The organism is Micromonospora sp. NPDC048835 (assembly GCF_040649995.1).
Taxonomy (GTDB): domain Bacteria; phylum Actinomycetota; class Actinomycetes; order Mycobacteriales; family Micromonosporaceae; genus Micromonospora.
Genome location: NZ_JBEZGM010000013.1, coordinates 153,376 through 175,459, shown reverse-complemented (window position 1 = coordinate 175,459; position 22,084 = coordinate 153,376). Strand labels below are relative to the sequence as shown.

Sequence of the window (22,084 nt, the reverse complement as noted above, 5' to 3'; positions counted from 1 at the left end):
ACCGCACTCCCGACCGATCCGGCACCGCCGGATCGGTTCACGACCATGGAGGTACGCCATGACAGCCGACCAGTCACCGTCCACCCCACCGACATCCGGCGAGACCCGGCTCGCGTTCAACGAGGACTGGGTGGCGACCATCCTCGGGCTGACCCTGCTCGCCCTCGTCCTGCTCGGTGCCGTCCCCGCCGGGCTGGTGCCCTGATGACCGCCGACGCGACCCGCACGGGCAGCGAGCCCGGCACGACCGACGCTCCCCGCGTCGACGATGAGACGCGCGTGGAGAACGAGACCCACGTCGACGGCGCACCCGCGGACGGCGTGGGCGAGCCCAGCAGTTCGTCGCGCAGCACCGAGCCGACAAACGTGGCGCGGGACGGCACCTTCTGGGCGTGGACGGCGCTCGGCCTACTGGTCGTGCTCGGTCTCGCCGCGCTCACCCGCTATCTGGAGCAGAACGTCCCGGCCTGGGCCGAGGGCACGGCCGTCGAGGACATCGGAGCGGCGATCGAGTACCCGGTCTACGCGATCCTGCTCGGCCTGCTCGGCAACGTCGCCGTCACCCTGCTCGGGTGGCGGGACCGGATCGCCGCCGCCTTCCGGACCGAGTTCTTCATCAAGACCGGCCTGGTGCTGCTCGGCGCGTCGATCAACCTGGCCGTCATCGCCAGTGCCGCCGGCCCGGCGATCGCCCAGGCGATCCTGCTGATCAGCGGGGTCTTCCTGTTCACCTGGTGGCTGGCCGGCAGGTTCGGTCTCGACGACAAGCTGCGGGCGCTGCTCGCGTCGGCGGTGTCTATCTGCGGGGTCAGCGCGGCGATCGCCGCTGCCGGCGCGGTGCGGGCGCGTCGGGAGCAGTTGGCCTACACGGCAAGTCTGGTCATCGTCTTCGCGCTGCCGTCCATCTTCGTCCTGCCCTGGTTGGCCGACGTGTTCGGGCTCTCCGACGCCGTGGCCGGCGCCTGGATCGGTGGCAACATCGACACCACCGCCGCGGTCACCGCGGCGGGAGCCCTCGCCGGCGAGGAGGCGCTGCAGATCGCCAGCATCGTCAAGGTCACCCAGAATGCCCTGATGGGTGTGGTCGCGGTCGCGCTCACCGCGTACTTCACCCTGCGAGTGGAACGACGGCCCGGCGCGGCCCGGCCGGGGATCGGCGAGTTGTGGACGCGGTTCCCGAAGTTCGTCCTCGGCTTCATCGCGGCCTCGGTCATCGCCACCTGGTACCTCGACTCGGCCGGTGCGGACGGCAAGGCCACCATCGCCATCGTCAACGACCTGCGGGTGTGGTTCCTGATCCTGGCCTTCGTCAGCATCGGTCTGGAGGTCCGGGTCGCGTCGCTGCGGGAGGCGGGTTGGCGGCCGGTGGCGGTGTTCGCGAGTGCCACGGTGTTCAACCTGGCGTTGGCGCTCGCCCTGGCGTCCCTGCTGTTCCGCAACTTCTCGGTCTGAGTCGGCACAGCCGTCCGGGCCGACGGTGACGGGGTCGGAGCCACGCTGGCTCCGGCCCCCGTCGCGGTCAGCCCGGTGGTGTCACCGAGGTGGTCGGTGCGCGGTGCGATCGACCCGCTCGGGTGTGCGAGGTGGGTGTCGGCACCGGGTCGAACGGGAGGTCCTTCCCGGGTCGCTTCGGCACCGCCAGGAACGACGCCGCTGTTCCGGTGGGCCGCTTGACGCGGCGCGGTTTGGCCGCCGTGGCCAGGATGTCCTTCGTGGAGCGGCTGTGCCGGGCGCCGGCCTTGTGCCGACCGGTGCCGCCGGTGCCGGTACGCGCCTCGGCATCCGCCACGCTCACCGGGCTGGGGATGGGCAGGGGTCGACGGCTGGGGGTGCGGCTCGCGCGCCGGTGCCGGGCGCGGCCGCTGCCGGTCTTGAACCCGAGGGCGGGACGCTCCACCAGATGCCACGAGAGGACGGCGAACACGAGGGCGCCGAGCAGGCTCAACAGGATGTAACCGACCATTCCGAAGCGGGCGCCGCCGAACAGGGCGACCATCTGCTGGACCGGGAAGCCGTAGATGTAGAGGCCGTACGTGTAGTCGTGCCGGCGGCTGATGCCCGACAGCCGCTTCGGGAGCGCGACGGCCGCGAAGAGCACCAGATAGGCGAACGCGGGCAGACCCACCGCGAAGAAGCCGCCCAGCCACAGGGAGCCGACCAACGCGACGCCGGCCAGCACGGCCAGGTCCCTGTTCATCGGGATGCGGTGGGCGTACAGGCGGGCGGCGGCGCCGAGCAGGAACAGGAAGCCGAGCATCAGCGTCCAGTCGGCGGCGAACGCGCCGAGCAGCGGGAACGGCCCGATCGCACCGTGTTGCGGCGGGCGCGCGCTCCAGGTCGGTGCCGTGAAGAAGTCCCGCAGGATCAGGGCGTAGCAGATGCCGGTCAGGACGAGCACGGCACGAGGGGCCCGGTGCAGCACCGACGTGACCACCAGGATGCCGACGATCCCGTAGAACGCCAGGTCGTAGCGTAGTGTCCACAGTGACCCGTCGAAGGCGCTCGGCCCGCCGACGATCAGTCCGTACGGTGTCTCGGCCAGCAGCCCGGAGATGGGGAACTGCTCCATCGAGGCGAGGATGTTCGTGGTGACGTAGTCGAAGGGTCCCTCCGGGTGCCCCCAGAAGCCGTCCAGGGTGCCGTTCTCGTAGAGCGCCGCGAGCGGCGCGAAGACGAGCGCGGTGACCAGCAGGCAGGCCCACAGCCCGGGGAAGACCCGCAGTAGGCGGGCGCGGACGTACTGGCGCAGCGTGGAGCGTAGCGCGCTGTCGGTGATGAGGAATCCGGAGATCAGGAAGAACCCGTACAGGCACAGGGTGCCGAGGTCGCTCTGCCGGCCGAAGGTGGCCGCACCGAGGTTGTGCTGGCCGAAGCCGAGCGGGCCGGCGTGCGCGATGATCACGCCGCACGCCAACGCCAGGCGAAGGACGCCGAAAGCGTTGTGCTGGGCGGAGTATCTGCCCTGCAGCGTCGCGGAACGCTGCTCGTCCAACTTCGGCTGCACCTGACGACTCCTCTGATCACTGAGCTGTTCGGAACGACGGATCGGAGCGCTGCCGATCGATGTGCCAATTATCAGTGGGCAAAGGAGGTTTGTCCGGATTTTTGGATGATTGTCCAGATAAGCCGGTGTCAGTTGATCGCAGCGGCAGTCCGGCGACGTTGCGCGACCCGACGGGCCGGTACGTTCAGAAGCCCTGCCATGGCGACCACGCCGCGGTCACTCGCCCGCCCGTCCCCGAATGGCGAGCCGACGACTGTGGCCCGCCCCGCGGCGAGGTGGCGGAGACCGGCCGCCAGCATCCGGTCGGGGTCGGTGCCCACCAACTCGCCACGGCCCGGCGTCAACGCCTCCGGACGTTCGGTGGTGTCCCTGGTGACCAACAACGGCACCCCCAGGGTGGCGGCCTCCTCCTGGAGCCCGCCCGAGTCGGTCACCACCAGATCCGCCGCCCGCAGCAGCCCGACCATCTGCGGATAGGGCAGCGGTGGCGTGACCCGGGCATTGGTGATGCCCGACAGGCCCGCGGTGACCTCCGCGCTGAGCTGCGGATTGGGATGGGAGACCAGCACGATCTGGACGTCCGGGCACTGCCGCGCCAGGCGGCGTAGTCCGTCCAGTGTGGCGGCCACCCCGTGACCCCAGTTCTCCCGGCGGTGCACCGTGGCCACCACCAGCTTGCGCGCCGGGTCGACCCAGTCCGGTGCCTGCGCCGCGCCACGCGCGACGAGATCCTGGAGGGCGTCCACGACGGTGTTGCCGGTCACCACGATCGCCTCGGAGCGAATGCCCTCACCGATGAGGTTCGCCCTGGCCGCCCGGGTCGGCGCCAGGTGCAGCGCGGCGATCCGGGCGAGCATGGCCCGGTTCGCCTCCTCCGGGAACGGCCGGTCCAGGTCGTTGGTCCGCAGGCCGGCCTCGAGGTGGACGACCGGGACGTGCCGCCAGAACGCGGCCGTCCCGCCGGCCAGGGCGGTCGTGGTGTCCCCCTGCACCACGACCGCCGCTGGACGGTGGTGTGTGAGCAGCCCGTCGATTCCCGTGATCAGTGCCGCCGCCAGTTCGGCAAGTGAGCCGGTACGCCGTTGCGGGCGCATGCTCACCTCCGGGCGGAGACCGAACGGGGCGAGTGCCTCGGCGACGCGTCCCGGCTGTTGACCGGTATCCGCCACCCGTACCGTGAACCTCGGATCGTCGAGGAGACGGCGGATCAGAGGCGCGGTCTTCACTCCTTCCGGCCTGGTGCCGGCCAGGATCAGGACCTCTCGCGGTGTCGACCTGCTCGCACACATGTCGGGGTCAGCTCCGGGCAGCCGCGCGGCGACGCCGGTAGAGCGAGAACCCGCCGGTGGTGCCGGCCACGAGAGCGCCGAGGCCGAGCGCGAGCGGTGCCCCGGCGAGCGGGATCACCGGAATGGGGGGTGCGACCGCGTTGGCCCCGCAGCTCGACGTGCCGATGGTGACCCCGGCCAGCGCTCCACCGAGCGCCGTCAGGTTCAGCGCCGTGACGGTGAGCTGACCCACGCCGGAGCTGCTCTGGCCGTTGAGGGTCAGGTCGACCAGCCCCGGGATGCTCAGTCCGGTGTTCGGCGCCGGGTTGACCGGCAGACTGAGCAACGTCGTCTCGATGCCCAGAACCGTCGAGACGATCCGGGCGTTGACCAGGCTCGCGGTGCCCGTCGCCGACGGGCTGCTGGTGGCCGTGCACGACGAGTAGATGGCGTCCGCGACGAGTGCAATCGTGGCGAGGCCGCTGGTGCCGAGGGTCAGCGTCACCCCGGCGCCCGGCGTGACGAGGCACGACCCGCCCGCACCGATGGTGATCGAGCCGCCGGTGCCGAGCACACCGGCGCAGGCCGCCGAGGTGCCGTCGTTGAACGCCCGGACGCTCTGGCCCAGCACGCCCGCGGTGATGACGGTCTGCCCGCCGAGCACGGCCAGCGGGGGATTCTGGTTACCGGAGATCGACTCGGTGGTGCCGTCGTTGGTGGCCGACGCCGTGCCGGAGCTGGCGATGCCACCACCGAGCAGGCTGATCTGAAGCGCCGAGGCGGAGGACTGGGAGGTGTCGGCCATCGCCGGAGAGGCCGCCAGGACGACCATGGCGAGACCACCGGCCAGCACCGCGGCGGTGCGGGCGAGACCGGATCTAACTCGTGGCATAGATGTCTACTTTCTGATGTGGGCGATTGCGGGGCGGTCTGTGGTGGGGGTGGTGAGGTGCGTGAGGTGGCTGAGGTGCCGGGGCGGTCGGATCGACCGCGGCCCGTCGCCGCGCCCGGACCGGCGTACCGGTTGGGCTCGGCGCGGTTGGGGCGGCACGGTGGCGCGACCCACGGCCGTCAGGCCGACGGACACGCGGCCCACCGCGCGGGCGGGAGCGGGCTGCGGATCGGCGGCACGGGCGGTCTTCTGCCAGTCCGTGCGGGCCGTCACCATGCGGGCGAAGGCCAGCCAGACCGCAAGCGACTGGGCGTAGCTGTACAGCCAGTGGCAGACGCCGAGCAGCAGGGCCTTGGGCACCGACAGCTGCGGCTCGCAGCGGATCCGGTAGACGATGCCCCACAGGGCGAAGGGTCCGATGCCGAAGACGAGCACCAGCGGGGGTACGCCCCAGCCGCCGCTGCTCCACCAGCCGCGTAGTCCTCCGGCGGTGTTGTCGATGTAGTAGGACATCACCACCAGGCAGGCGACGTAGATCGGTGTGCCGAGCAGTTGGGTCCACGGTGCGGCCAGGAAGTGCGCGATCTCCAGGGTGGCCGAGTTGCGGATTCGCGGTGAGCGCAGCACTCTGCCGAGGTAGCGGCCACACTGCATCGAGCCCTGGGCCCAGCGGGTGCGCTGCCGTACCAGCGGCCGGACGCGGGTCAACGCCTCCTGGGCCACCCAGCTCTCCGGGCAGTACTCGGTGCGCCCGCCGGCAAGCAGGATGTGCAGGCCCAGCTCGAAGTCCTCGAGGAGGGCGCCGTGCCACGGGGTGCCGTGCTGGTCGGCGATCTCGTTGAGCAGCGACAGTCGGGTGAACTGCCCGTTGCCGCCCATCGCCACGCTGCCGGTGCGTCGTCGCAGCGACTGCATGGCGGCGATCGGGGCGCGGAACTCCATGTCCTGGAGCCGGATCAGCAGCCGTCCCCATCGGCTCACCTCGGCCGGCTGGGCGTATCGGCGGGGCGCGCACTGGAGCATCCGCACCTCCACCTGTACCGCGCCGACCTCGGTCGCGCCGAAGTACTGCCGGCCGGCGAGGGCCACCGGACCCTGCGGGTCGAGTCGGCTGTCCGCGTCCAGCACGCCGACGATCACCCGGGTCCGGTCCGCGTTGGCGGGCAACGACTGCTCGATGCGGCGCCAGGCGGCGTTGAGTGCGGCGCCCTTGCCCTGCCGGGCGTCGGGCATCTGCCGTTGGACCACGTGCACCCGCGGCTGGTCGGTGAACGCCGCCAGCTCCGCGAGCGTGCCGTCGTCGGACGCGTCGTCGACGCACCAGACGGTCGCCTGCGGGAAGTCGCACAGCAGTCGCCGCACGGTGTCGCCGATGACCGATGCCTCGTTGCGGCACGGGACGATGATGTGCCAGTCGAAGCCGTCCGGGCTGCCACCCCGACTACGCCCGCTCTTCAGGTGGAACACCAGGATGCTCAGCACGTACGCGCAGAAACTGACGCACAGCAGGAACGCCGCCGTGTTGAGCAGGGCGAGCGACTGGGTCTCAGTGGACACGTGCGGCCGCCCCGGAGATTCGCTTGGTCCGGCTGACCAGGACCACGAAGAGGATGGTGACGGCGATCAGGCCGGCGGTCGTGATCACCGAGCCGATCAGCACGTGGCTGCGTTCGTAGCCCAGCTTGAAGCCCCAGGTCTGCATCGAGACCACCACCGCGCCGAGTCGGATCTGGTTCACCGTGACCAGCAGCACGACGGCAAGCGCCAGGGCGTTGAGCCCACGCGTCAGCGAGATGCGGCGGAACCCGATCAACGTTGACGCGAGCACGATCGGCGGGATCAGCAACATGGCGACCGAGCAGCCGCTGGAGACCATGAAGCCGACCCAGCGCTCGTCGAGCGGGAAGATCACGGCTGCGCCGATGGACCTGCTGTCCGCCAACCCGACGGCGTTGACGAGGTGTGCGTTCAGCCAGGCCTCGGCGCTGGCGATGTCGTGCCACCGCCACAGCGTGGCGAGCGCGATGGCGACTCCGATCAGGCCGCCCGTGGTGGCGCGCAGCCAGGGTCCGCGTCGGGAACCTGTCATCGCTCGCGGCCCAGCATGGCGACGAGCCACAGTGCCAGACCCAGTACGACCAGCCCGACGCCGACAAGCAGCCAGGACTGAATGGCGACCCCGGTGGCGGCAAGGCCACCGCCGATGTGTGGCCCCTTGGTGGGTACTCCGTACATGCCAACTCCCTCGTCAACTCGAAGGCCAGAATGGCACCGGAGAATCGGTCAAACAGGATAAAGCGGCATAGAGACCCTAAAGAGTGATTAAATGCTTCACAAGTGGGTCGAGGCGGCTGCATCCCTTGCCCCGCAACAGGTTCAGCACCCCGAGAGTTCGTGCAGAGGTGGTCAAGATGGTGACCGATATCCCCGGCCGCACAGCGATGCCGGCGCCGTCGCGGTGGCGGGCGATGGCGGGCTGGAAGAAGGCGGGCCTCGCCCTGCTGCTGATGTTCGGGCTGCTCTGCGCGGGCCTGGTCACCGCCGGCTTCGGCCTCAAGCACCGCTACGAGGGCCGGGTGCAGCGTGAGGACATCCTCGGCTCGGGAACCCACGACGAGCGCCGGTGGGAGGCGGGACCGCTCAACCTGCTGCTGCTCGGGTCGGACTCCCGCGACGGTGAGCCGGACCAGAACCTCTACCCGGGGCAGCGGTCGGACACCATCATGCTCGTGCACGTCGACGCCGCCCGGGAATCGGCAAGCGTCATCTCCATCCCACGGGACAGTTACGTCGACGTGCCCGCGGCCGGGCAGAACTGGGCCGGCGGACCCAACAAGATCAATGCCGCGTTCGCCTTCGGCGGGGCCGCCCTGGCCGCCGAGACGGTCGCCAAACTCACCGGGCTGCCGCTCGACGGCGTGCTGGTGGCCAACTTCGCCGCCGTCCGCAAGCTCGTGGACGCGGTGGAGGGCATCACCGTCTGCCTGCCGTACACCGTCAGGTCCTCGGACACCGGCGTCACCTGGCCTGCCGGCTGCCACGACCTGGACGGCAAGGCGGCCGACGACCTGATGCGGCAGCGCCACGGCGTGCCCGGCGGCGATTTCGGCCGCATCCACGACCAGCAGCTCGTGGTGCGCGCGCTGGCCGAGCGGGTCACCGCGACGAGTCTGCTCACCAGCCCGACCCGGCTCGACCGGGTGCTCACCACCGCGGCCGAGTCGCTCGTCGTCGACCGCGACCTGAACCTCACCGACCTCACTCTCGCGCTGCGCAAGGTCAGGCCGGAGACGGTCCAGTTCGTCACCGTCCCGTTCAGCGACGCGAACCTGCAGACCCCGGCCGGGTCGGCGGTGCGGCTGGACGAGGTCCGGGCCCCGGCGCTCTTCAGCGCTCTGCGCGAGGACCGGGTGGCACAGTGGCTCGCCGCGAATCCGCAGACACCGCCGGCCAACTGAACCCGACGACACAGACGCAGACGGCGGGTGGAAGGTCCTCGGACCTCCCACCCGCCGTCTGCGTCGACGTGGGTCTAGCGCGACCGCCGCCAGTAGCGGCACGTCCAGTCCACCTGGTGCAGCTCGTCCACGATGCCGTGCTCGGCGCGGAAGTCGTCGACGGCCTGCTTGCAGCCGCGTACCGCGTGGTAGTCGTCGATGATCACATAGCCCCCGACGGAGAGCTTCGGGTAGAGCGAGCGCAGCGCCACCATCGTCGAGTCGTAGAGATCCCCGTCCAGACGCATCACCGAGATCCGCTCCACCGGCGCGGTCGGCAGGGTGTCCGCGAACCACCCCTTGAGGAACCGGACCTGGTCGTCGAGCAGCCCGTACCGCTCGAAGTTCGCCTTCACCTGCTCCAACGACACGGCCAGGAAGGGCACCTGCCAGAGCGCGTCCTCGACGTCCTCGACCCGGTGCGGAGCCGGCTTCGGCAGGCCGCGGAAGGAGTCGGCGACCCACACCGTGCGGTCCCGGTCGCCGTAGGCGCGCAGCATCCCGCGCATGAAGATGACCGCGCCGCCCCGCCACACGCCGGTCTCGATCAGGTCACCTGGCACTCCCCGCTCCAGCACGTCCTTGACGCACCGCTCCAGGTTGTCCAACCGACGCAGACCGATCATGGTCTCCGCCTCCGGCGGCCAGTCCCGACCGGTGGCCCTCGCCTCCGCGTCGAAGGGGAACTGGAGCACCAGCTCCAGGCCCTTACGTCGCAGCAGGTGCCGACCGCGCTGCAGGATCTTGCCGTGCAGGGACCCCTGGCGGGGCTGGTAGGGCATCCACGTCTCGCGGAAGACGTACCGGGTCAACGCCTTCTTCAGCAGGTCGCAGTAGAGGGCGCGGGGGTCGTCGAGCGACGGCTCGGTCGCCTGTGTCGGTACCAACATCTCACTCATCGGTTGATCTCCTTGTCAGTGTCGTGTGCGGTCAGCTCGGCGGGTGGGCGGGCGTTCTCCAGCCGTCGTCAGCCCCAGCGTTCGGTGTCGCCGACGGCCACGGCCCGGCGCAGGACGATGGGTCCGGTGGAGGGCTGCTCCGCGCCCGGTCGCCCGGCGGCCAGCAGTTCCTGCCCGAAGACCGGCCAGTGGTTCGCCAGGTTGCCCGTCGGGGCGTCTCGGGACGGCTCCCGTGGCGTCGCCTCCGCCACCGGCCGCCAGGGCGTCTCGGGCCGGGCCAACGGTCGGCCGAGCACGCCCGACACGGCGGGAGCGCCGCCCCAGGCCGGCGCCGCCGGCTCGGACGGTGCGCTTGGTGTCGGCACCTGCTCGGGCCGGTCCGGGAGGTCCGTCACCCGTGGGTTCGGCTGGGTTACGGCGTCCTCGATCCGGGTCGGCCCGGCCGGCGCCTCCGCGGGCGCCGGCACACTGCCGACCGGGGTACGCGCGGTCGTCGAACCCGCGCTCGGTTCCCGCTCGGCCGTCGTACTCTGGACGGGCGTGCGTTCGACGGGCTTACGCTCCACCGTCGTGCCCTCCACGGTCCTGCCGGCCGCGGCCGACTCGGCCGGGCTCTGGCTCTGCCGGCGGTGTCGTCCGGGAGGCCCGGACTTCTCCTCGACCAGGGCGCTGACCAGCTCACGGATGACCGCGCCCTGGGCGCCCGCCTTCGTCGCCGGCAGCGCCACGGCGTCCGGGCTCGCGCCCGGCACCAGGGCCGGCTGTTCGCTGCTCGGCCGGTGGTCCGTCCGGGACACCGCACCGATCACCACGACACCGGCCAGTGGCAGCCCGAGCTGTTGGACCAGCCGGGCCGCCCGGGTGCTGACGTCCAGGTCCGTGCGCCCGGCGCGGACGACGAGCAGTACGCCGTCCGCGTGCTGGGCGAACGCCGAGATCTCCCGACCGGCCAGGATCGGCGGCGCGTGGACGATCACGCAGTCCTCGTCCTCGCCAAGCGCGTTGAGCAGCCCACCCAACTCGTGCAGGGCCTCGGTGTCGGCGCCCTCGCGGGGCTCGGCCGGCAGCACGGTCAGGGTGGGGAAGTCGACCAGGCGCACCGGCGGAGACTTCTGTGCCAGCACCTGTTGCCAGGTGTGCGGCGCGTCCGGGAAGTGGCCCGACAGCACCGGGTCCCGCACCGCCCCGTCCACAAGGGTGGCCCGGCAGTGCTCGTCGGCCATGCCGAGACCGAGCAGTGCGGTCACCAGCGCCTTGCCGTCGTCGTCGTGGGCGCTGGTGACCAGCAACCGTCGACGGGGCAGGGGAGCGGTGAGCACGCTCAGTGTGGAGATCGTGGCGCGTACCGCGTCGGCGACGTCGGTGCGGGCGTACAGCGCGGCGGCGTGATGGCGGGCGAAGCGGCGCGGCAGCTTCGGCAGCACCCCGACCACCGGCAGGCCCAGGCGCGCCTCGATCTGACCGATGTTGCGCAGCCGACTGTCGAAGCGGTCGCGCAGGATCGTCGCCCCCCAGCCGGCGAGCAGCCCGGCCAGGGCCCCGAGTACGCCGTTGAGCAGCGGCTTGGGGAACGCCGGCCGAGCCGGCGGGCTGGCGGTGTCGAGCACCCGGGCGTTGATGCTCGTGGAGCCGCCCATCTCCAGCCGGCCCAGCTGTTGGCTGACGGCCCGGGAGGCGGCGTTCGCGATCGCGGCGGCCTGCGTACCGGTGGCGGCGCTCGCGTGCACGGTGATGATCTGGAGCCCGAGTTCGTACTCGCCGCTGACGTGGCCGACCACCGCCCGCTCGGGCAGTTGCAGCGACCGCGCCGCTTCGAGCGCGACCTCGCGGGACCCGACCAGCCGGGCGATGGTGGGCGTGAGGTTCTGCGCCAGGGCCAGGTCCGCCGGCCGGTCCTCGTCGGTCTGTTCGGCGCTGACCAGCACGCTGGCCTCCGCCTCGTAGCGGGCCGGAAGGAGCTGGGTGACTCCCTGGGCGGCGGCCAGGCCCGCGCACAGGCCGAGCAGGGGCACGCCCACCCGGCGCCAGGAGGCACCGAGCAGACCTTTGACATCTATCGACGCGCTCATCAGGCGATCGCCTCTCTGGTTGGGTGCCCGGCCTCGGCGGGCGGTGTGCGAAGGGACCGGGTCGGGGACCGCAGTCCGCGCCAGGTCGTGCAGAGGGTCTCGGCGATGCGGTCCCAGCCGAACTCGGTGCCAGCACGGGACAACCCTCGGTTGGCGAGTTGGCCGGCGAGTGCGGGGTCGTCGCGCAGTCGCGCGAGGCGGCCGGCGAGTGCGGCGACGTCGCCGGCCGGGAAGACGAGACCGGAGTCGCCCACCACGTGGGGGATCTCGCCGACGTCGCTGCCGACGACGGGTACGCCACACGCCATCGCCTCGACGAGCACCCGGCCGAACTGCTCGCGCAGCGGGATGCCGATCCACGGGAGAGTGTTGCGCTGCACCACCTCGACCGACGGCATCGCCAGCACGTCCATGCCGTTGAGCAGCGTGGGCAGCTCGGCGTGCCCGGCCCAGCCGTGCCGGTGCACCCGGCCCGGCCGGCGCGCCGCGGCCCGCTCGATCTCGCCGCTGAGGCTGCCGTCGCCGACAAGCGACACGTCGCAGTCGATCAGCTCGGCGGCGCGCAGCAGGTCGACAACGCCCTTGTGCGGCTCGAACCGCCCGACGAACCCGACGGTGAACGGGTGCGCGGCCGGCTCGGTGGGCTGTGGACGGAAGGTCCGGGTGTCCACGCCGAGCGGCACGATCGTTGCCGGGCCCCGGTAACCCTTGATCCGCAGCACGTTCAACGCCGCTGGCGTGATCGGAAAGGCGTGGTCGACGGACAGGTAGGACTGCCGCTCGATCCGGGGGAACGGCACCGGAAAGCGGGTGACCACGTTCTGCGCGGCGTACAACGTGGTGGGCACCCCGGCCCAGCAGCGTTGCCGCAACCGCAGGGCCTGCCAGGTGGTGAGGTACGCGGCCTCGCCGATGACGTGCAGGACGTCCGGGCGTGCGGTGGTCACGTCGTGCTGCCCGGGGAGGCGGAACAGCACCGAGGCCATGTGCCCGGTCACCGACTCGCCGAGCAGGTGCGGAACGATGTGGTACCGCAGCCGGTGGTGCCGGCGGGCCAGCCGGGCCAGCTCGCGTCGGGTCACCGGGGACACGTCCGCGGCGAGCACGGTGAGGGTGACGTCCGGCTGTTCGCACAGGACGTCGAACAGGTCCGTCCAGTGTTCGGTGCGCTTGCCGACGACAGTTGTCAGGACGTGCATCACGCTCCTCCTCTCGTCTCAGGTCGGCTGACCGCGATGCGGCCGACGCGGGTCCAGGCCCGCAGCCGGGCCGTCCCGGCTCGTGGTTGCAGCGGCATCCGCGCCCCGGCCAGTCCGATACCGATCAGCGCGCGCAGCAGCACCGCGCCGCGTACGGCACGAAGGGTGCCGGCCCGGTGGCGGGCGAAGAACCGCAGCATGCTGCGGTACAGGTGGGGCCAGATCCAGGCCGGGTCGGAGCTGCTCGCCCCGCCGGTGTGCACGGCGCTCACCGAGGGCACGTAGAGCACCTCGGCGTCGCGTCGGGCCGCCTGCAGGCACAGCTCCTCGTCCTCGTAGTACAGGAAGTAGCCCTCGTCGAGGCCGCCGACGGCCTCGAACAGCTCCCGACGCACGGCCAGGCAGGCGCCGGAGAGCCAGTCCACGGCCACCGGTCGCGCCCCACGCACACAGGCGTCGTACGCGGCCCGACGCCGCCGGCCGCTGAGCAGCCGCCGCAGCGGGACCGGCACCAACGTCCCACCGAACCGGCTGGCCAGCACGGTGCGGAGGGATTCGAAGCGGTGGGCGCTGATCGCCACCCGGCCGTGCGCGTCGACGAGCCGTGGGCCCGCGATGCCCACCGACGGTCGGTCGCGCAGAATCCGGACCAGCTCCGCCACCGTGCCGGGGGCGACCACGCAGTCCGGGTTGACCAGGAGCACGACGTCGGTGTCGACCCCGGCGGCGGCCCGGTTCACGGCGGTGGCGAACCCGGTGTTCGTGGCGCTGGCGAGGACCGTCACCTCCGGGAAGCGCTGCCGGACGAGGGCGACGGTGCCGTCGGTGGAGGCGTTGTCCACCAACCGCACCGGCACCCCCGCCTGCCGCAGCGCGGTCAGCGCGGCGACGATCTGCCGCGCCGAGTTGTGGGTGACCACCACCGCGGTGGCGTCGGCTGCGCTCATGCCGCCACTCCCGTTCTGGCCAGGGCGCCGCGCAGCAGCGGCGGCCGGGCCAGCCGTCGCCGCCGCACGCCCTCGTGGTGCGCGGTGAGGAGGGTCAGCGCCGGCAGCAGGCCCAGCTCCCAGTGCCCGTCGGTCGGCGCCGCGAAGAGAGCGGCGGCCAGGAACCCGCAGGAGAGTGCCGCGAACGGCAGCGCCACGCCGTCACGAGCCCGCAGGCCGACGCGGATGCTGCGCAGGATCGGCCAGAGGACCAGCAGGAGGCCGACCAGCCCGAGGTTGGCGAGCACCGTCACGTAGAAGGCGTGGTAGACCGGCCCGACGTCGGTGAAGGTGAAACCGGACAGGTAGATGTCCTGGGTGGTCTGCCCGAGGCCGGCTCCCACCAGCGGCTGGTCGGCGAACACACCCAGGCCCACCTCGGACTCGACACCCCGGTAACCGGCGGACTGCTCGAACCCCCTGGTGATCTCCTGGGCCCGCTCCCGTACCCCCGGTTGCAGGGCGAGGACCCCGGCCACCGCGATCGCGGCGGCGACGGTGGCGGCCAGGCCGGTGCGGACCGTGCGACCGCCGCGGACCAGCATGAGCAGCCCGGTCAGCGCCGCGGCGAGCCAGATACCCCGGTACGACGCGAGGAGCACGTCGACGGCGAAGAACCCACCGAGCAGGACGGCACCGGCCCGACGCCAACCCCGGACCCGGCCGGCGACCCAGATCAGCGCCGGGATCGCCATGAGGGTGATCAGCCCGCCGTGCCGCCCCGGTGCCGTCACCGAGATGGCGGTGAAGACCCCCGCCAGCACCACGTACAGGATGCCGGCGGCCAGGATCCGACGGGGAGTGGTGAGGGTGTGGGTGGCCACGAAGAAGTACACCGGGATCGTGGCCACCTGGTACGCGGCGACAAGCACCTCCGCCGGAAGGTTGCCGACGGCCAGTCCGTAGGCGGCCGCCACGACGGTCAGACCGACGAGCACAAGCATTCCCAGGTCGGCGACGGTGCGCTGGCCGCGCTTCTCCACCCCCAGCCAGTGCCGCACCACGAGTGCGACGCCGCCGGCGGCCAGCAGCAGCACCTTCACCGCGATGTAGCCGCGCACGTCGCCGCCGCTGAGTACCGCGCCGACCACCGCGCCGCCGATGATGCCGACCGGCAGCACGGCCCAGGGCCAGAGCAGGAACGCGCCGGCGCACAGCACTCCGATGGCGGCGGCCAGGCCGACCGGCCCGGGTAGCAGGGTGACTCCGGAGACCACCGCGCCCAGCCCGGCACCGGCGAGCACCACGCCGGGGGCGACGATCGGCGCCCTCATCGGGGCAGCCCCGCCAAGAGCGACCGCAGCTGGACGCCCCGTGCCGACCAGCTGTTGCGGGTGGCGACCTCCCGGCGTCTGGCGGCGTCCTCCGGCGCACCGGCGCGGTCGAGTGCGTCGGCGAGCGCCGCCGCGAAACTCGCCGGGTCGGCGGCGAGGGTGATGGTGTCGGCGAGCGCCGACAGCGCCGGCAGCGGTGTCGCGACGACGGGCTTGCCCAGGGCCAGGTACTCGTAGCACTTCTTCGGGTGCACGTAGTCGATCAGCCCGCCCACCCGGTACGGGATGATGGTGACGTCGCAGGCCCGCAGGATGCCCGGGACGTCCGCGAAGCGGACGGCGTCGACGAGCACCACGTTGGACAGGCCGGCCAGCGGGGCACGGCCGGCCCGGGTGGAGGGGCCGATCAGGACGAACGTCCACTCGGGGTGGGCCCGCGCCACCGCGGCGACCAGGTCCGCGTCGAAGGCCCGGGTGTCGACCGCCCCGCTGTAGCCGATCAGTGGTCGCCGCAGACCGAGCAGCCAGGGCGCGACCGGGCCGTCCGGCGCGAAGCGGTCCGGGTCGCACCCGTTGGCCAGCACCACCGGCGCCGGGCCGCAGGCGGGCATCCGGTCCGGTAGGGCGGTGGAGGAGGCGAGGACGAGGTCGGCGGCGCCGACGGCCGAGCGCAGCGCGCGCCGCAGGTGCCAGCGGTTCCAGGGCCGGGTGAACGTCCAGTCCAGGTCGGTGGCGTCGTAGACGACGGCCGCCGCGTCCAGCCGGGCGGCGACCGGCGCGGCCAGGTCCTCGTCCAGCCACAGCAGTCGTACGGCCGCTGCCCGCCGCCGGAACCACCGGCGCAGCAGGCGCGCGGCGAGCCAGCGGTTGACCCGGTTGACCGGGGGCAGGTGCCGACCGAACGGCAGCAGAGCCGGTCCGGCGCACTGCCACAGACTGTCGCTCACCTGCCGGATCTCCGGCCGCCAACGTGGACGGTGCCCGGCCGGGTCGACGAAGAGCACCCGGTGGTCCACGGTCAGTTCGCGGGCCAGCGCGTGCTGCCGGTGAGCGCCGTTCGCCCAGGGTGTGCCGCTGAAGATGACCACCCAGTCGCGGTCGTCGGCGGACGGCTCGATCGTCTCGGCAGCCGGCCGCAGCGTGGTGGTGTGCTCAGCCACGGCCGGTCCGCTCCATCGGTCGCGGCGCTGCGGCGGGCAGCACCTCGTCCTCGCCGAGGCGACCGAGCACCGGGCGGGCCCGCTCGTCGTCGAGTCGCAGCAGGCGGGCACCGGCGTGCCGGTCCAGCCAGCCGCGCAGCGCGCCGGCCGCGACCCGTCGGTTGACCCAGTTGACGAACGGCACCGAGTTACCGAGCGGCAGCACGGTCGGCGTGACGGCGTGCCAGGCGGCCGAGCCGATCGGCGTCACCTCGCACCGCCAGCGCGGCCGGCGTCCCGGCGGGTCGACGAAGAGCAACCGTTGCCCGGGCGCCAACTGCCCCAGCACCGCCGCGTGCCCGTCGACGGACCATCGGGTCCGGCTGAACAGCACCACCCAGTCGCGGGTGTCACCGTCGGGCAGCGGGCCGACGTCGCCGCGCAGCGCGGCGAGCAGGTCACCCAGACCGAGCTGTACGGATCGACCGAAGAGTCGCTTGACCAGGTGGTCGGCGAGCAGCGCGGCCCGGAACAGCGGCAACCGGTAGCGGGGCTGGGTGAGCCGCAGGTACCCGACCAGGCTGCCCAGCAGGTGTCGGAAGCGGATGGTCGGCCCGAGCAGCCGGCAGGACGCGCCGCGGCTGTGCGTCACCACCGCGTCCGGGAGCATCCACAGGTGGTGCCCGGCCTGGTCGAGCTGTCGGGCGAGGACGGCGTCGTTCCAGTAGACGGGGAACGTCTCGTCGAAGATGGTCTGCTGTCCCAGCACCCTGCGGCGCAGCAGCATGCAACTGCCCGAGGCGAGTTGCCGGGGCTGGCTGAAGTCCTCGCCGCGCATCTGGAACCGGTGCAGCGCCTGCCGGAACCCGGGCAGTCGACGCAGCGCGGTCACCAGCGCGATGGTGGCGACGAAGCTTGGCTGTTGGACGTAGTGCTGCTGGAAGGTGCCGTCCGGGTTGAGGTACAGCGGGCTGACCCCGGCCACGTCCGGCCGTTCCCGCAGGTGGTCGACCATCCGGGACAGCGCGCCCGGGTGGAACCGGATGTCGCTGTTGAGTAGCAGGATGAGCTGCCCGTTCGCCCGGCGGTACGCCTGGTTCACCGCGGCGGCGAACCCGGTGTTGTGCTTGTTGCGGATCAGCCGGACCCGGGGTTGGTCGGCGAGCATCTCGGCGGAGCCGTCGGACGAACCGTTGTCGACGGCCACCACCTCGTAGTCCAGGTCGGGGTCGGCGGTGGACGCCAGCGACTCCAGGCACTGCCGGGTCTGGTCGCGGGTGTTCCAGCTGACCAGCAGCACCGACAGCAGCGGGGCGCCCATCACGACACCGCCCGGTCGTCGCGGCGGGCGAAGATGCGCAGCAGGTCGCCGAGTCGCGGGTGTGTCACCCGGGGTGAGCGGCTGGCCGCGACGTCGGCGACCAGCAGGTCCCGGGCGTTGCGCAGCCGGGCCGCCGGTTGCCAGTAGAAGCGGGAGAAGACCGTGTCGTGGGAGATCACCCGGAACCCGGACTCCACAAGCATCCGGCTCAGCGTGTCCGGGGTGAAGTGCCACCGGTGGTACGCGGGAGCGATGGCGGGCCAGTCGGTGCCGAGTCGGTGGGCGGCGGCGGAGGCGATGTTTGGTACTTCGAGGGCGAGCCAGCCGCCGGGGGTGAGGGCGGTGTGGGCGGCGTGCAGGAAGGCGCGGGGGTCTTCGACGTGTTCGAGGACGTGGAAGGCGCAGACGACGTCGGCGGTGAGGGTGGGTGCGATGGTTTCGAAGTAGCCCTGGCGTACGGGCATGTGCAGGTGGTCGCGGGCGAACTGGGCGGCGGCGTGGCTGACCTCGATGCCGCTTGCGGTGATGCCGGCCTGGTGGGCGGCTTCGAGGAAGTACCCCCCGGCGCAGCCGGCTTCCAGCAGCACGGTGGGCCGAACAGCGGACAGCAGCCAGCGCAACCGTCGGCTCGCCTCGAACCGGCGTTGACCGGCGGAGGCGAAGTAGTCCTGGTACCCGTCCGTCGTGTAGTAGGCCTCGTCGTACAGGTCCTCCGGTGCCGGGGCGCTGCCGGCGGTCCAGACGAAGCCGCAGTCCGGGCAGCTCCACAGCAGCTCGCCGAGCGTCGGCGAGTGCCCACCGGCGCGGCCGCAGAGCTGGCAGCGGACCAGCTCGATCCCATCCAGTTTCATCAGGTGCTCCGTCCGGTTCGTGGTGCCCGGGCGATCACCCGGAGCAGGTCGCCGAGGCGTGGGTGGGTCAGCCGCGGTGAGCGGAGCCCGAGCACGTCGGCGGGGAGTAGGTGTCGTGCGTGCCGCAGTCGGTAGGCGAGCGGCATGTAGTAGCGGAAGACAGTGGTGTCCTGCCGGACGACCTCGAAGCCGAGGTCGGTCACCAGCCGGACCAGGGTGTCCGGGGTGAAGTGCCACCGGTGGTAGCGCGGCTGTAGGCCCGGCCAGTCGGTGCCGAGCCGGTGGGCGGCGGCGGAGGCGATGTTTGGTACTTCGAGGGCGAGCCAGCCGCCGGGGGTGAGGGCGGTGTGGGCGGCGTGCAGGAAGGCGCGGGGGTCTTCGACGTGTTCGAGGACGTGGAAGGCGCAGACGACGTCGGCGGTGAGGGTGGGTGCGATGGTTTCGAAGTAGCCCTGGCGTACGGGCATGTGCAGGTGGTCGCGGGCGAACTGGGCGGCGGTGTCGCTGACCTCGATGCCGCTTGCGGTGATGCCGGCCTGGTGGGCGGCTTCGAGGAAGTAGCCCCCGGCGGGACCGGCTTCCAGCAGCACGGTGGGACGGACGGTGGAGAGCAGCCACCGCAGTCGCCGCCGCGCCTCGAACCGGCGCGGCGCGGCCCGGAAGTAGTCGTCGTAACCGCCCTCGGCGAAGTAGTCCTCGTCGTAGCGACCGTCCTTCTCGGCCTGCTCCTGCGCCGTCCAGCCGAAGCCGCAGCCCTCGCAGCGGCGCAGCAGCCCACCGAGTTCGGGCCGGTGGGCCTGCCGGGGCCCGCACACCACGCACCTGGCGGTGCGACGGTCGACGCTCATCGCGGACCTCCCGTACTCGGTGACAGCACGGCGGCCGGCGCGCGCAGCAACCGGTGCAGCCGCATCCGGTCGCTCGCACCCACGTGCCCGCCGACGGCGAGCAGCGTGCCGGCGACGAGCAGGGTCAGCGCCGCGCGGGTGGAGACGGCGAGGGCGGCGTCGAGTCGTCCCGGGCCGTCCGGCAGGTACCGGCTGGCCGCCGCGGTGACCAACCCGGCCGCGACGGCCGCGGCGAGGGGCGGCCAGACCGCCCGCACCAGCGGGGCCAGCGGCCGGGCCGTGGCGGTGTGGAAGTAGACCAGGAAGTACCCGGTGCTGAGCACCACCGCGAGCGCGGTCGACAGCGGTACGCCGAGCGGTCCGCACAGCAGCAGCATCGGCACGGTCAGGGCCAGGTTGAGCACGACGGAGAGCACCACGTACCGGGTCTCCAGGCCGGGCCGGCCCTCGGCGCGGGCGGCGATCGTCGCGGCGCCGGTGATCAGGTTCAGGGCGTACGCGGGGGCGAGGATCATGATGTTCGCCGCCGCCCATTGGACCGGATGGCCCAGCCACAGTCGGACCAGTGGGTCGGCGCTGACCATCAGGGCCGCCGTGGCCGGGGCGAGGAACAGCGCGAGGTACCGGGTGGCGGCCAGGTAGAACGAGTCCAGCCAGCCGGAACCCCGGGTCGCGGTGCGGGCGACCGCCGCGGGGAAGAGCACGATCAGGGCGAAACCCGGGGGCAGTCGAAGCAGGTTGAGCAGCCGGCTGCCCAGGTCGAAGCCGCCGGCCACGGCGGGACCGAAGGCGCCACCGAGGACGAGACGGTCGACCTCCACGTTGACCATGCCCGCGCCACTGGAGACCTGCACCCGCAGGCCGTAGCCGCCGATCCGGCGGATGTCGGCCAGGTCCGTGCGCCCCCACCGGGGGGACAGGTCCGGGCACTGCCGTCGGGTCGTCGCGGCGAGCAGGAGGGTACGGAGCACGCCGGTCGCGGCGGCCGAGGCGGCCAACGCCGCCAGGCCGCCGCCGAGGCGGACCACCAGGATGGCGAGGGCTGCCCCGAGGATCGCGGTGCCGGCGCTGATCGCGGCGAGTGAGCCGTACCGTTGGCCGCCTTCGAGCACGGCCCGCCACGGCAGCTCCACCGCACCGGCCACCAGGCCGACCACCAACCAGAGGGTGGCCTGCCACGCCTCGTCGGCCAGGTCGCCGAGGCGCAACAGCCCGGCGAGCCACGGCCAGCACGCACCGAGCGCCCCCAGGGTGAGCAGGCCCAGCAGCACGGCCCAGCCGAGCCCCAGCCCGAGCAGCCGGCGCACCAGGTCCCGATCCGCAGCGCTCTCGGCCCGAGCCACCTCGCGGACCAGTGCGGAACCGAGGCCGAGGTCGATCAGGGCGGCCATCGCCAGCAGGCCGGCGAGCACGACCCAGATCCCGAACTCCCGGGGCCCGAGCCGTTCGTAGACGACGGGCACCGAGACCAGCCCGGACACCGCCATGACCACCCGCGCGGCAAGCATGCTCGCCGTGTTGCGGGTGACCCGGGCTCCGTCCGCGCGGACCGTACTAGCCACGGGGAAACCCCCGGAACAGCTCGACGACGGTCAGCAGGAGCAGGGCCAGGTCGACCCGCATGGAGCGGCAGTTGAGGTAGAGCAGGTCACACCGGAGCTTGTCCTCGACGGTGGCCGCGTACCCGCCGGTGAGCTGCGCGATGCCGGTCAGCCCCGGTCGGATCAGATGCCGCAGGTCGTAGTCGGGCAGCCGGGTGAAGCCGGCGATGAACTCAGGTCGCTCCGGGCGGGGCCCGACGAGGCTCATCTCGCCGCGCAGCACGTTCCAGAGTTGGGGCAACTCGTCCAGCCGGGACCGTCGTAGCCAGCGGCCCAGTCGGGTGATCCGGACGTCGTCCGGCCGGGCCAGGACCGGGCCGGTGGTCTGCTCGGCGCCGACCCGCATGGTCCGGAACTTGACGACCCGGAACAGCCGGCCGCCCGCGCCGACGCGTTGCTGGAGGTAGAACGGTGGGCCGGTGAACGACACCACGGCGGCGATCACCACGATCAGCGGGACCACCACGACGGCGCTGAGCAGGGTCACGCCGACGTCGAAGAACCGCTTCAGCCGCTCGCCGCGCGGTCGGGCGGCGCCCGATCCCAGCCGGATCCAGGGCAGCCCACCGAAGCGGGCCATGGCCGGGGCCCGCAGCAGGCCGTAGACGGGTCGGGCCAGCACCATGATCTCGACACCGGCACTCAGGCAGCTGGTGACGATGCGGTCGTCGATGCTCTCCAGGGAGTGCTTGAGGAGCAGGAGTCGAGGGCGGACGCTCGCCAGCACCCGGGCGAACTCCTCGGCGCAGGTCGGCACCGGAAGTCGGACGGCGACATCGAACTCCTCGTCGAGGCGGTCGGGCGTCGTGGCCGGGTCGTTCGCCTCGAGCACCACCACGCGGGCCCGCCGCCTGTGCTGGTCGGCCCGGGTGGTCCGCTCGTAGTGGGCGAACAGCTCCTGGAGCTGCACCGGAAACTCCGGGCGCTGGGACACCTCGGATTCCGGTGCGGTGGTGAGGTCGTGCCGGGTCGCGTTGTCGTTGCCTGGCATCGGAGCCGAGTCCGCGGTGACGGGACCGGGGGTCTTCCTCAACGCGCCGACCTCCTTCTCCGTCAGGTCCTTCGAGGGCATGCTGGCGAGCACCCCGGGAGTAAGCTACTAGTCACAAATGCCCCATTAGTCCCGGATCGGTAAAAACGGGACCCTAAGTACTGAACCGCCTATATCAACCCAGACCATTGGGTGAAACATCCGTTTGATGGGCGTTTGGTGGGTTACGGTCGTGCCCGGTCGTC

20 protein-coding genes are annotated in these 22,084 nt (G+C 72.1%); 3 read left to right on the top strand and 17 right to left on the bottom strand.

Annotation, left to right across the window (positions count from 1 at the left end; translation table 11 throughout):
• The first annotated feature begins 58 nt into the window (after positions 1 to 58).
• Both AB0C15_RS18080 and AB0C15_RS18075 read left to right on the top strand, forming a co-directional pair.
• Positions 59 to 205 carry a hypothetical protein gene (locus tag AB0C15_RS18080; RefSeq protein ID WP_357353231.1) on the top strand — a complete coding sequence of 49 codons (147 nt, stop codon included), beginning with the start codon at positions 59 to 61 and terminating at the stop codon, positions 203 to 205.
• A complete protein-coding gene (locus AB0C15_RS18075) occupies positions 205 to 1,452 on the top strand; it encodes a putative sulfate exporter family transporter (RefSeq protein ID WP_357353229.1) in 1,248 nt (415 codons plus the stop codon). The genes AB0C15_RS18080 and AB0C15_RS18075 overlap by 1 nt, the downstream gene beginning before the upstream one ends.
• Positions 1,453 to 1,519: 67 nt before the next feature.
• Here the strand turns inward: AB0C15_RS18075 and AB0C15_RS18070 are convergent, their stop codons facing one another.
• From AB0C15_RS18070 to AB0C15_RS18045, 6 genes are all read right to left on the bottom strand, one after another.
• Entirely contained in the window at positions 1,520 to 3,004 is a 1,485-nt protein-coding gene (locus tag AB0C15_RS18070; RefSeq protein ID WP_357353227.1) for an acyltransferase, read from the bottom strand.
• A gap of 128 nt (positions 3,005 to 3,132) precedes the next feature.
• On the bottom strand, positions 3,133 to 4,293 hold the full coding sequence (gene wecB, locus AB0C15_RS18065; RefSeq protein WP_357353225.1) for a UDP-N-acetylglucosamine 2-epimerase (non-hydrolyzing): 1,161 nt from the start codon (positions 4,291 to 4,293) through the stop codon (positions 3,133 to 3,135).
• 7 nt (positions 4,294 to 4,300) lie between these two features.
• A complete protein-coding gene (locus AB0C15_RS18060) occupies positions 4,301 to 5,164 on the bottom strand; it encodes a choice-of-anchor P family protein (RefSeq protein WP_357353223.1) in 864 nt (287 codons plus the stop codon).
• A gap of 6 nt (positions 5,165 to 5,170) precedes the next feature.
• A complete protein-coding gene (locus AB0C15_RS18055) occupies positions 5,171 to 6,721 on the bottom strand; it encodes a glycosyltransferase family 2 protein (RefSeq protein WP_357353221.1) in 1,551 nt (516 codons plus the stop codon).
• A complete protein-coding gene (locus AB0C15_RS18050) occupies positions 6,711 to 7,253 on the bottom strand; it encodes a hypothetical protein (RefSeq protein ID WP_357353219.1) in 543 nt (180 codons plus the stop codon). The genes AB0C15_RS18055 and AB0C15_RS18050 overlap by 11 nt, the downstream gene beginning before the upstream one ends.
• On the bottom strand, positions 7,250 to 7,399 hold the full coding sequence (locus tag AB0C15_RS18045) for a hypothetical protein (protein ID WP_278146409.1): 150 nt from the start codon (positions 7,397 to 7,399) through the stop codon (positions 7,250 to 7,252). Before AB0C15_RS18045 ends, AB0C15_RS18050 begins: the two co-directional genes overlap by 4 nt.
• 176 nt (positions 7,400 to 7,575) lie before the next feature.
• Here AB0C15_RS18045 and AB0C15_RS18040 point away from each other — a divergent pair, with 176 nt between their 5' ends.
• Positions 7,576 to 8,622, top strand: a complete 1,047-nt coding sequence (locus AB0C15_RS18040) for an LCP family protein (RefSeq protein WP_357353217.1) — start codon at positions 7,576 to 7,578, stop codon at positions 8,620 to 8,622.
• A 74-nt stretch (positions 8,623 to 8,696) separates the two neighbouring features.
• Here the strand turns inward: AB0C15_RS18040 and AB0C15_RS18035 are convergent, their stop codons facing one another.
• The 11 genes from AB0C15_RS18035 to AB0C15_RS17985 all read right to left on the bottom strand — a co-directional run bounded on the left by AB0C15_RS18035 (position 8,697) and on the right by AB0C15_RS17985 (position 21,920).
• Positions 8,697 to 9,560 (bottom strand): TylF/MycF family methyltransferase, encoded by an 864-nt coding sequence (locus tag AB0C15_RS18035; RefSeq protein WP_357353215.1) that lies wholly within the window; start codon positions 9,558 to 9,560, stop codon positions 8,697 to 8,699.
• 68 nt (positions 9,561 to 9,628) lie between these two features.
• Complete coding sequence (locus tag AB0C15_RS18030; RefSeq protein WP_357353213.1) at positions 9,629 to 11,629, bottom strand: hypothetical protein; 2,001 nt, start codon at positions 11,627 to 11,629, stop codon at positions 9,629 to 9,631.
• On the bottom strand, positions 11,629 to 12,828 hold the full coding sequence (locus AB0C15_RS18025) for a glycosyltransferase (protein WP_357353211.1): 1,200 nt from the start codon (positions 12,826 to 12,828) through the stop codon (positions 11,629 to 11,631). Before AB0C15_RS18025 ends, AB0C15_RS18030 begins: the two co-directional genes overlap by 1 nt.
• Complete coding sequence (locus AB0C15_RS18020) at positions 12,828 to 13,775, bottom strand: glycosyltransferase family 2 protein (RefSeq protein ID WP_357353209.1); 948 nt, start codon at positions 13,773 to 13,775, stop codon at positions 12,828 to 12,830. Before AB0C15_RS18020 ends, AB0C15_RS18025 begins: the two co-directional genes overlap by 1 nt.
• Positions 13,772 to 15,088 carry an O-antigen ligase family protein gene (locus AB0C15_RS18015; RefSeq protein WP_357353207.1) on the bottom strand — a complete coding sequence of 439 codons (1,317 nt, stop codon included), beginning with the start codon at positions 15,086 to 15,088 and terminating at the stop codon, positions 13,772 to 13,774. Before AB0C15_RS18015 ends, AB0C15_RS18020 begins: the two co-directional genes overlap by 4 nt.
• Entirely contained in the window at positions 15,085 to 16,248 is a 1,164-nt protein-coding gene (locus AB0C15_RS18010) for a glycosyltransferase (RefSeq protein WP_357353204.1), read from the bottom strand. Before AB0C15_RS18010 ends, AB0C15_RS18015 begins: the two co-directional genes overlap by 4 nt.
• Positions 16,241 to 17,548 (bottom strand): glycosyltransferase family 2 protein, encoded by a 1,308-nt coding sequence (locus AB0C15_RS18005; protein WP_357353202.1) that lies wholly within the window; start codon positions 17,546 to 17,548, stop codon positions 16,241 to 16,243. The genes AB0C15_RS18010 and AB0C15_RS18005 overlap by 8 nt, the downstream gene beginning before the upstream one ends.
• Positions 17,548 to 18,399 carry a class I SAM-dependent methyltransferase gene (locus AB0C15_RS18000; RefSeq protein WP_357353200.1) on the bottom strand — a complete coding sequence of 284 codons (852 nt, stop codon included), beginning with the start codon at positions 18,397 to 18,399 and terminating at the stop codon, positions 17,548 to 17,550. The genes AB0C15_RS18005 and AB0C15_RS18000 overlap by 1 nt, the downstream gene beginning before the upstream one ends.
• Positions 18,399 to 19,247: a class I SAM-dependent methyltransferase gene (locus tag AB0C15_RS17995; RefSeq protein ID WP_357353198.1), complete on the bottom strand. Its 849-nt coding sequence runs from the start codon at positions 19,245 to 19,247 to the stop codon at positions 18,399 to 18,401. Before AB0C15_RS17995 ends, AB0C15_RS18000 begins: the two co-directional genes overlap by 1 nt.
• A complete protein-coding gene (locus tag AB0C15_RS17990; protein ID WP_357353196.1) occupies positions 19,244 to 20,809 on the bottom strand; it encodes a lipopolysaccharide biosynthesis protein in 1,566 nt (521 codons plus the stop codon). Before AB0C15_RS17990 ends, AB0C15_RS17995 begins: the two co-directional genes overlap by 4 nt.
• Complete coding sequence (locus tag AB0C15_RS17985; protein ID WP_357353194.1) at positions 20,802 to 21,920, bottom strand: sugar transferase; 1,119 nt, start codon at positions 21,918 to 21,920, stop codon at positions 20,802 to 20,804. The genes AB0C15_RS17990 and AB0C15_RS17985 overlap by 8 nt, the downstream gene beginning before the upstream one ends.
• Between the last annotated feature and the right edge of the window lie 164 nt (positions 21,921 to 22,084).

Coding starts and splice junctions, on each gene's coding strand:
- AB0C15_RS18025 (WP_357353211.1), bottom strand. CDS start 12,828: ATGCACGTCCTGACAACTGTCGTCGGCAAGCGCACCGAACACTGGACG.
- AB0C15_RS18035 (WP_357353215.1), bottom strand. CDS start 9,560: ATGAGTGAGATGTTGGTACCGACACAGGCGACCGAGCCGTCGCTCGAC.
- AB0C15_RS18005 (WP_357353202.1), bottom strand. CDS start 17,548: ATGGGCGCCCCGCTGCTGTCGGTGCTGCTGGTCAGCTGGAACACCCGC.
- AB0C15_RS18045 (WP_278146409.1), bottom strand. CDS start 7,399: ATGTACGGAGTACCCACCAAGGGGCCACACATCGGCGGTGGCCTTGCC.
- AB0C15_RS17985 (WP_357353194.1), bottom strand. CDS start 21,920: ATGCCCTCGAAGGACCTGACGGAGAAGGAGGTCGGCGCGTTGAGGAAG.
- AB0C15_RS18015 (WP_357353207.1), bottom strand. CDS start 15,088: ATGAGGGCGCCGATCGTCGCCCCCGGCGTGGTGCTCGCCGGTGCCGGG.
- AB0C15_RS18000 (WP_357353200.1), bottom strand. CDS start 18,399: ATGAAACTGGATGGGATCGAGCTGGTCCGCTGCCAGCTCTGCGGCCGC.
- AB0C15_RS17995 (WP_357353198.1), bottom strand. CDS start 19,247: ATGAGCGTCGACCGTCGCACCGCCAGGTGCGTGGTGTGCGGGCCCCGG.
- AB0C15_RS18020 (WP_357353209.1), bottom strand. CDS start 13,775: ATGAGCGCAGCCGACGCCACCGCGGTGGTGGTCACCCACAACTCGGCG.
- AB0C15_RS18075 (WP_357353229.1), top strand. CDS start 205: ATGACCGCCGACGCGACCCGCACGGGCAGCGAGCCCGGCACGACCGAC.
- AB0C15_RS18080 (WP_357353231.1), top strand. CDS start 59: ATGACAGCCGACCAGTCACCGTCCACCCCACCGACATCCGGCGAGACC.
- wecB (WP_357353225.1), bottom strand. CDS start 4,293: ATGTGTGCGAGCAGGTCGACACCGCGAGAGGTCCTGATCCTGGCCGGC.
- AB0C15_RS18050 (WP_357353219.1), bottom strand. CDS start 7,253: ATGACAGGTTCCCGACGCGGACCCTGGCTGCGCGCCACCACGGGCGGC.
- AB0C15_RS18060 (WP_357353223.1), bottom strand. CDS start 5,164: ATGCCACGAGTTAGATCCGGTCTCGCCCGCACCGCCGCGGTGCTGGCC.
- AB0C15_RS18040 (WP_357353217.1), top strand. CDS start 7,576: ATGGTGACCGATATCCCCGGCCGCACAGCGATGCCGGCGCCGTCGCGG.
- AB0C15_RS18030 (WP_357353213.1), bottom strand. CDS start 11,629: ATGAGCGCGTCGATAGATGTCAAAGGTCTGCTCGGTGCCTCCTGGCGC.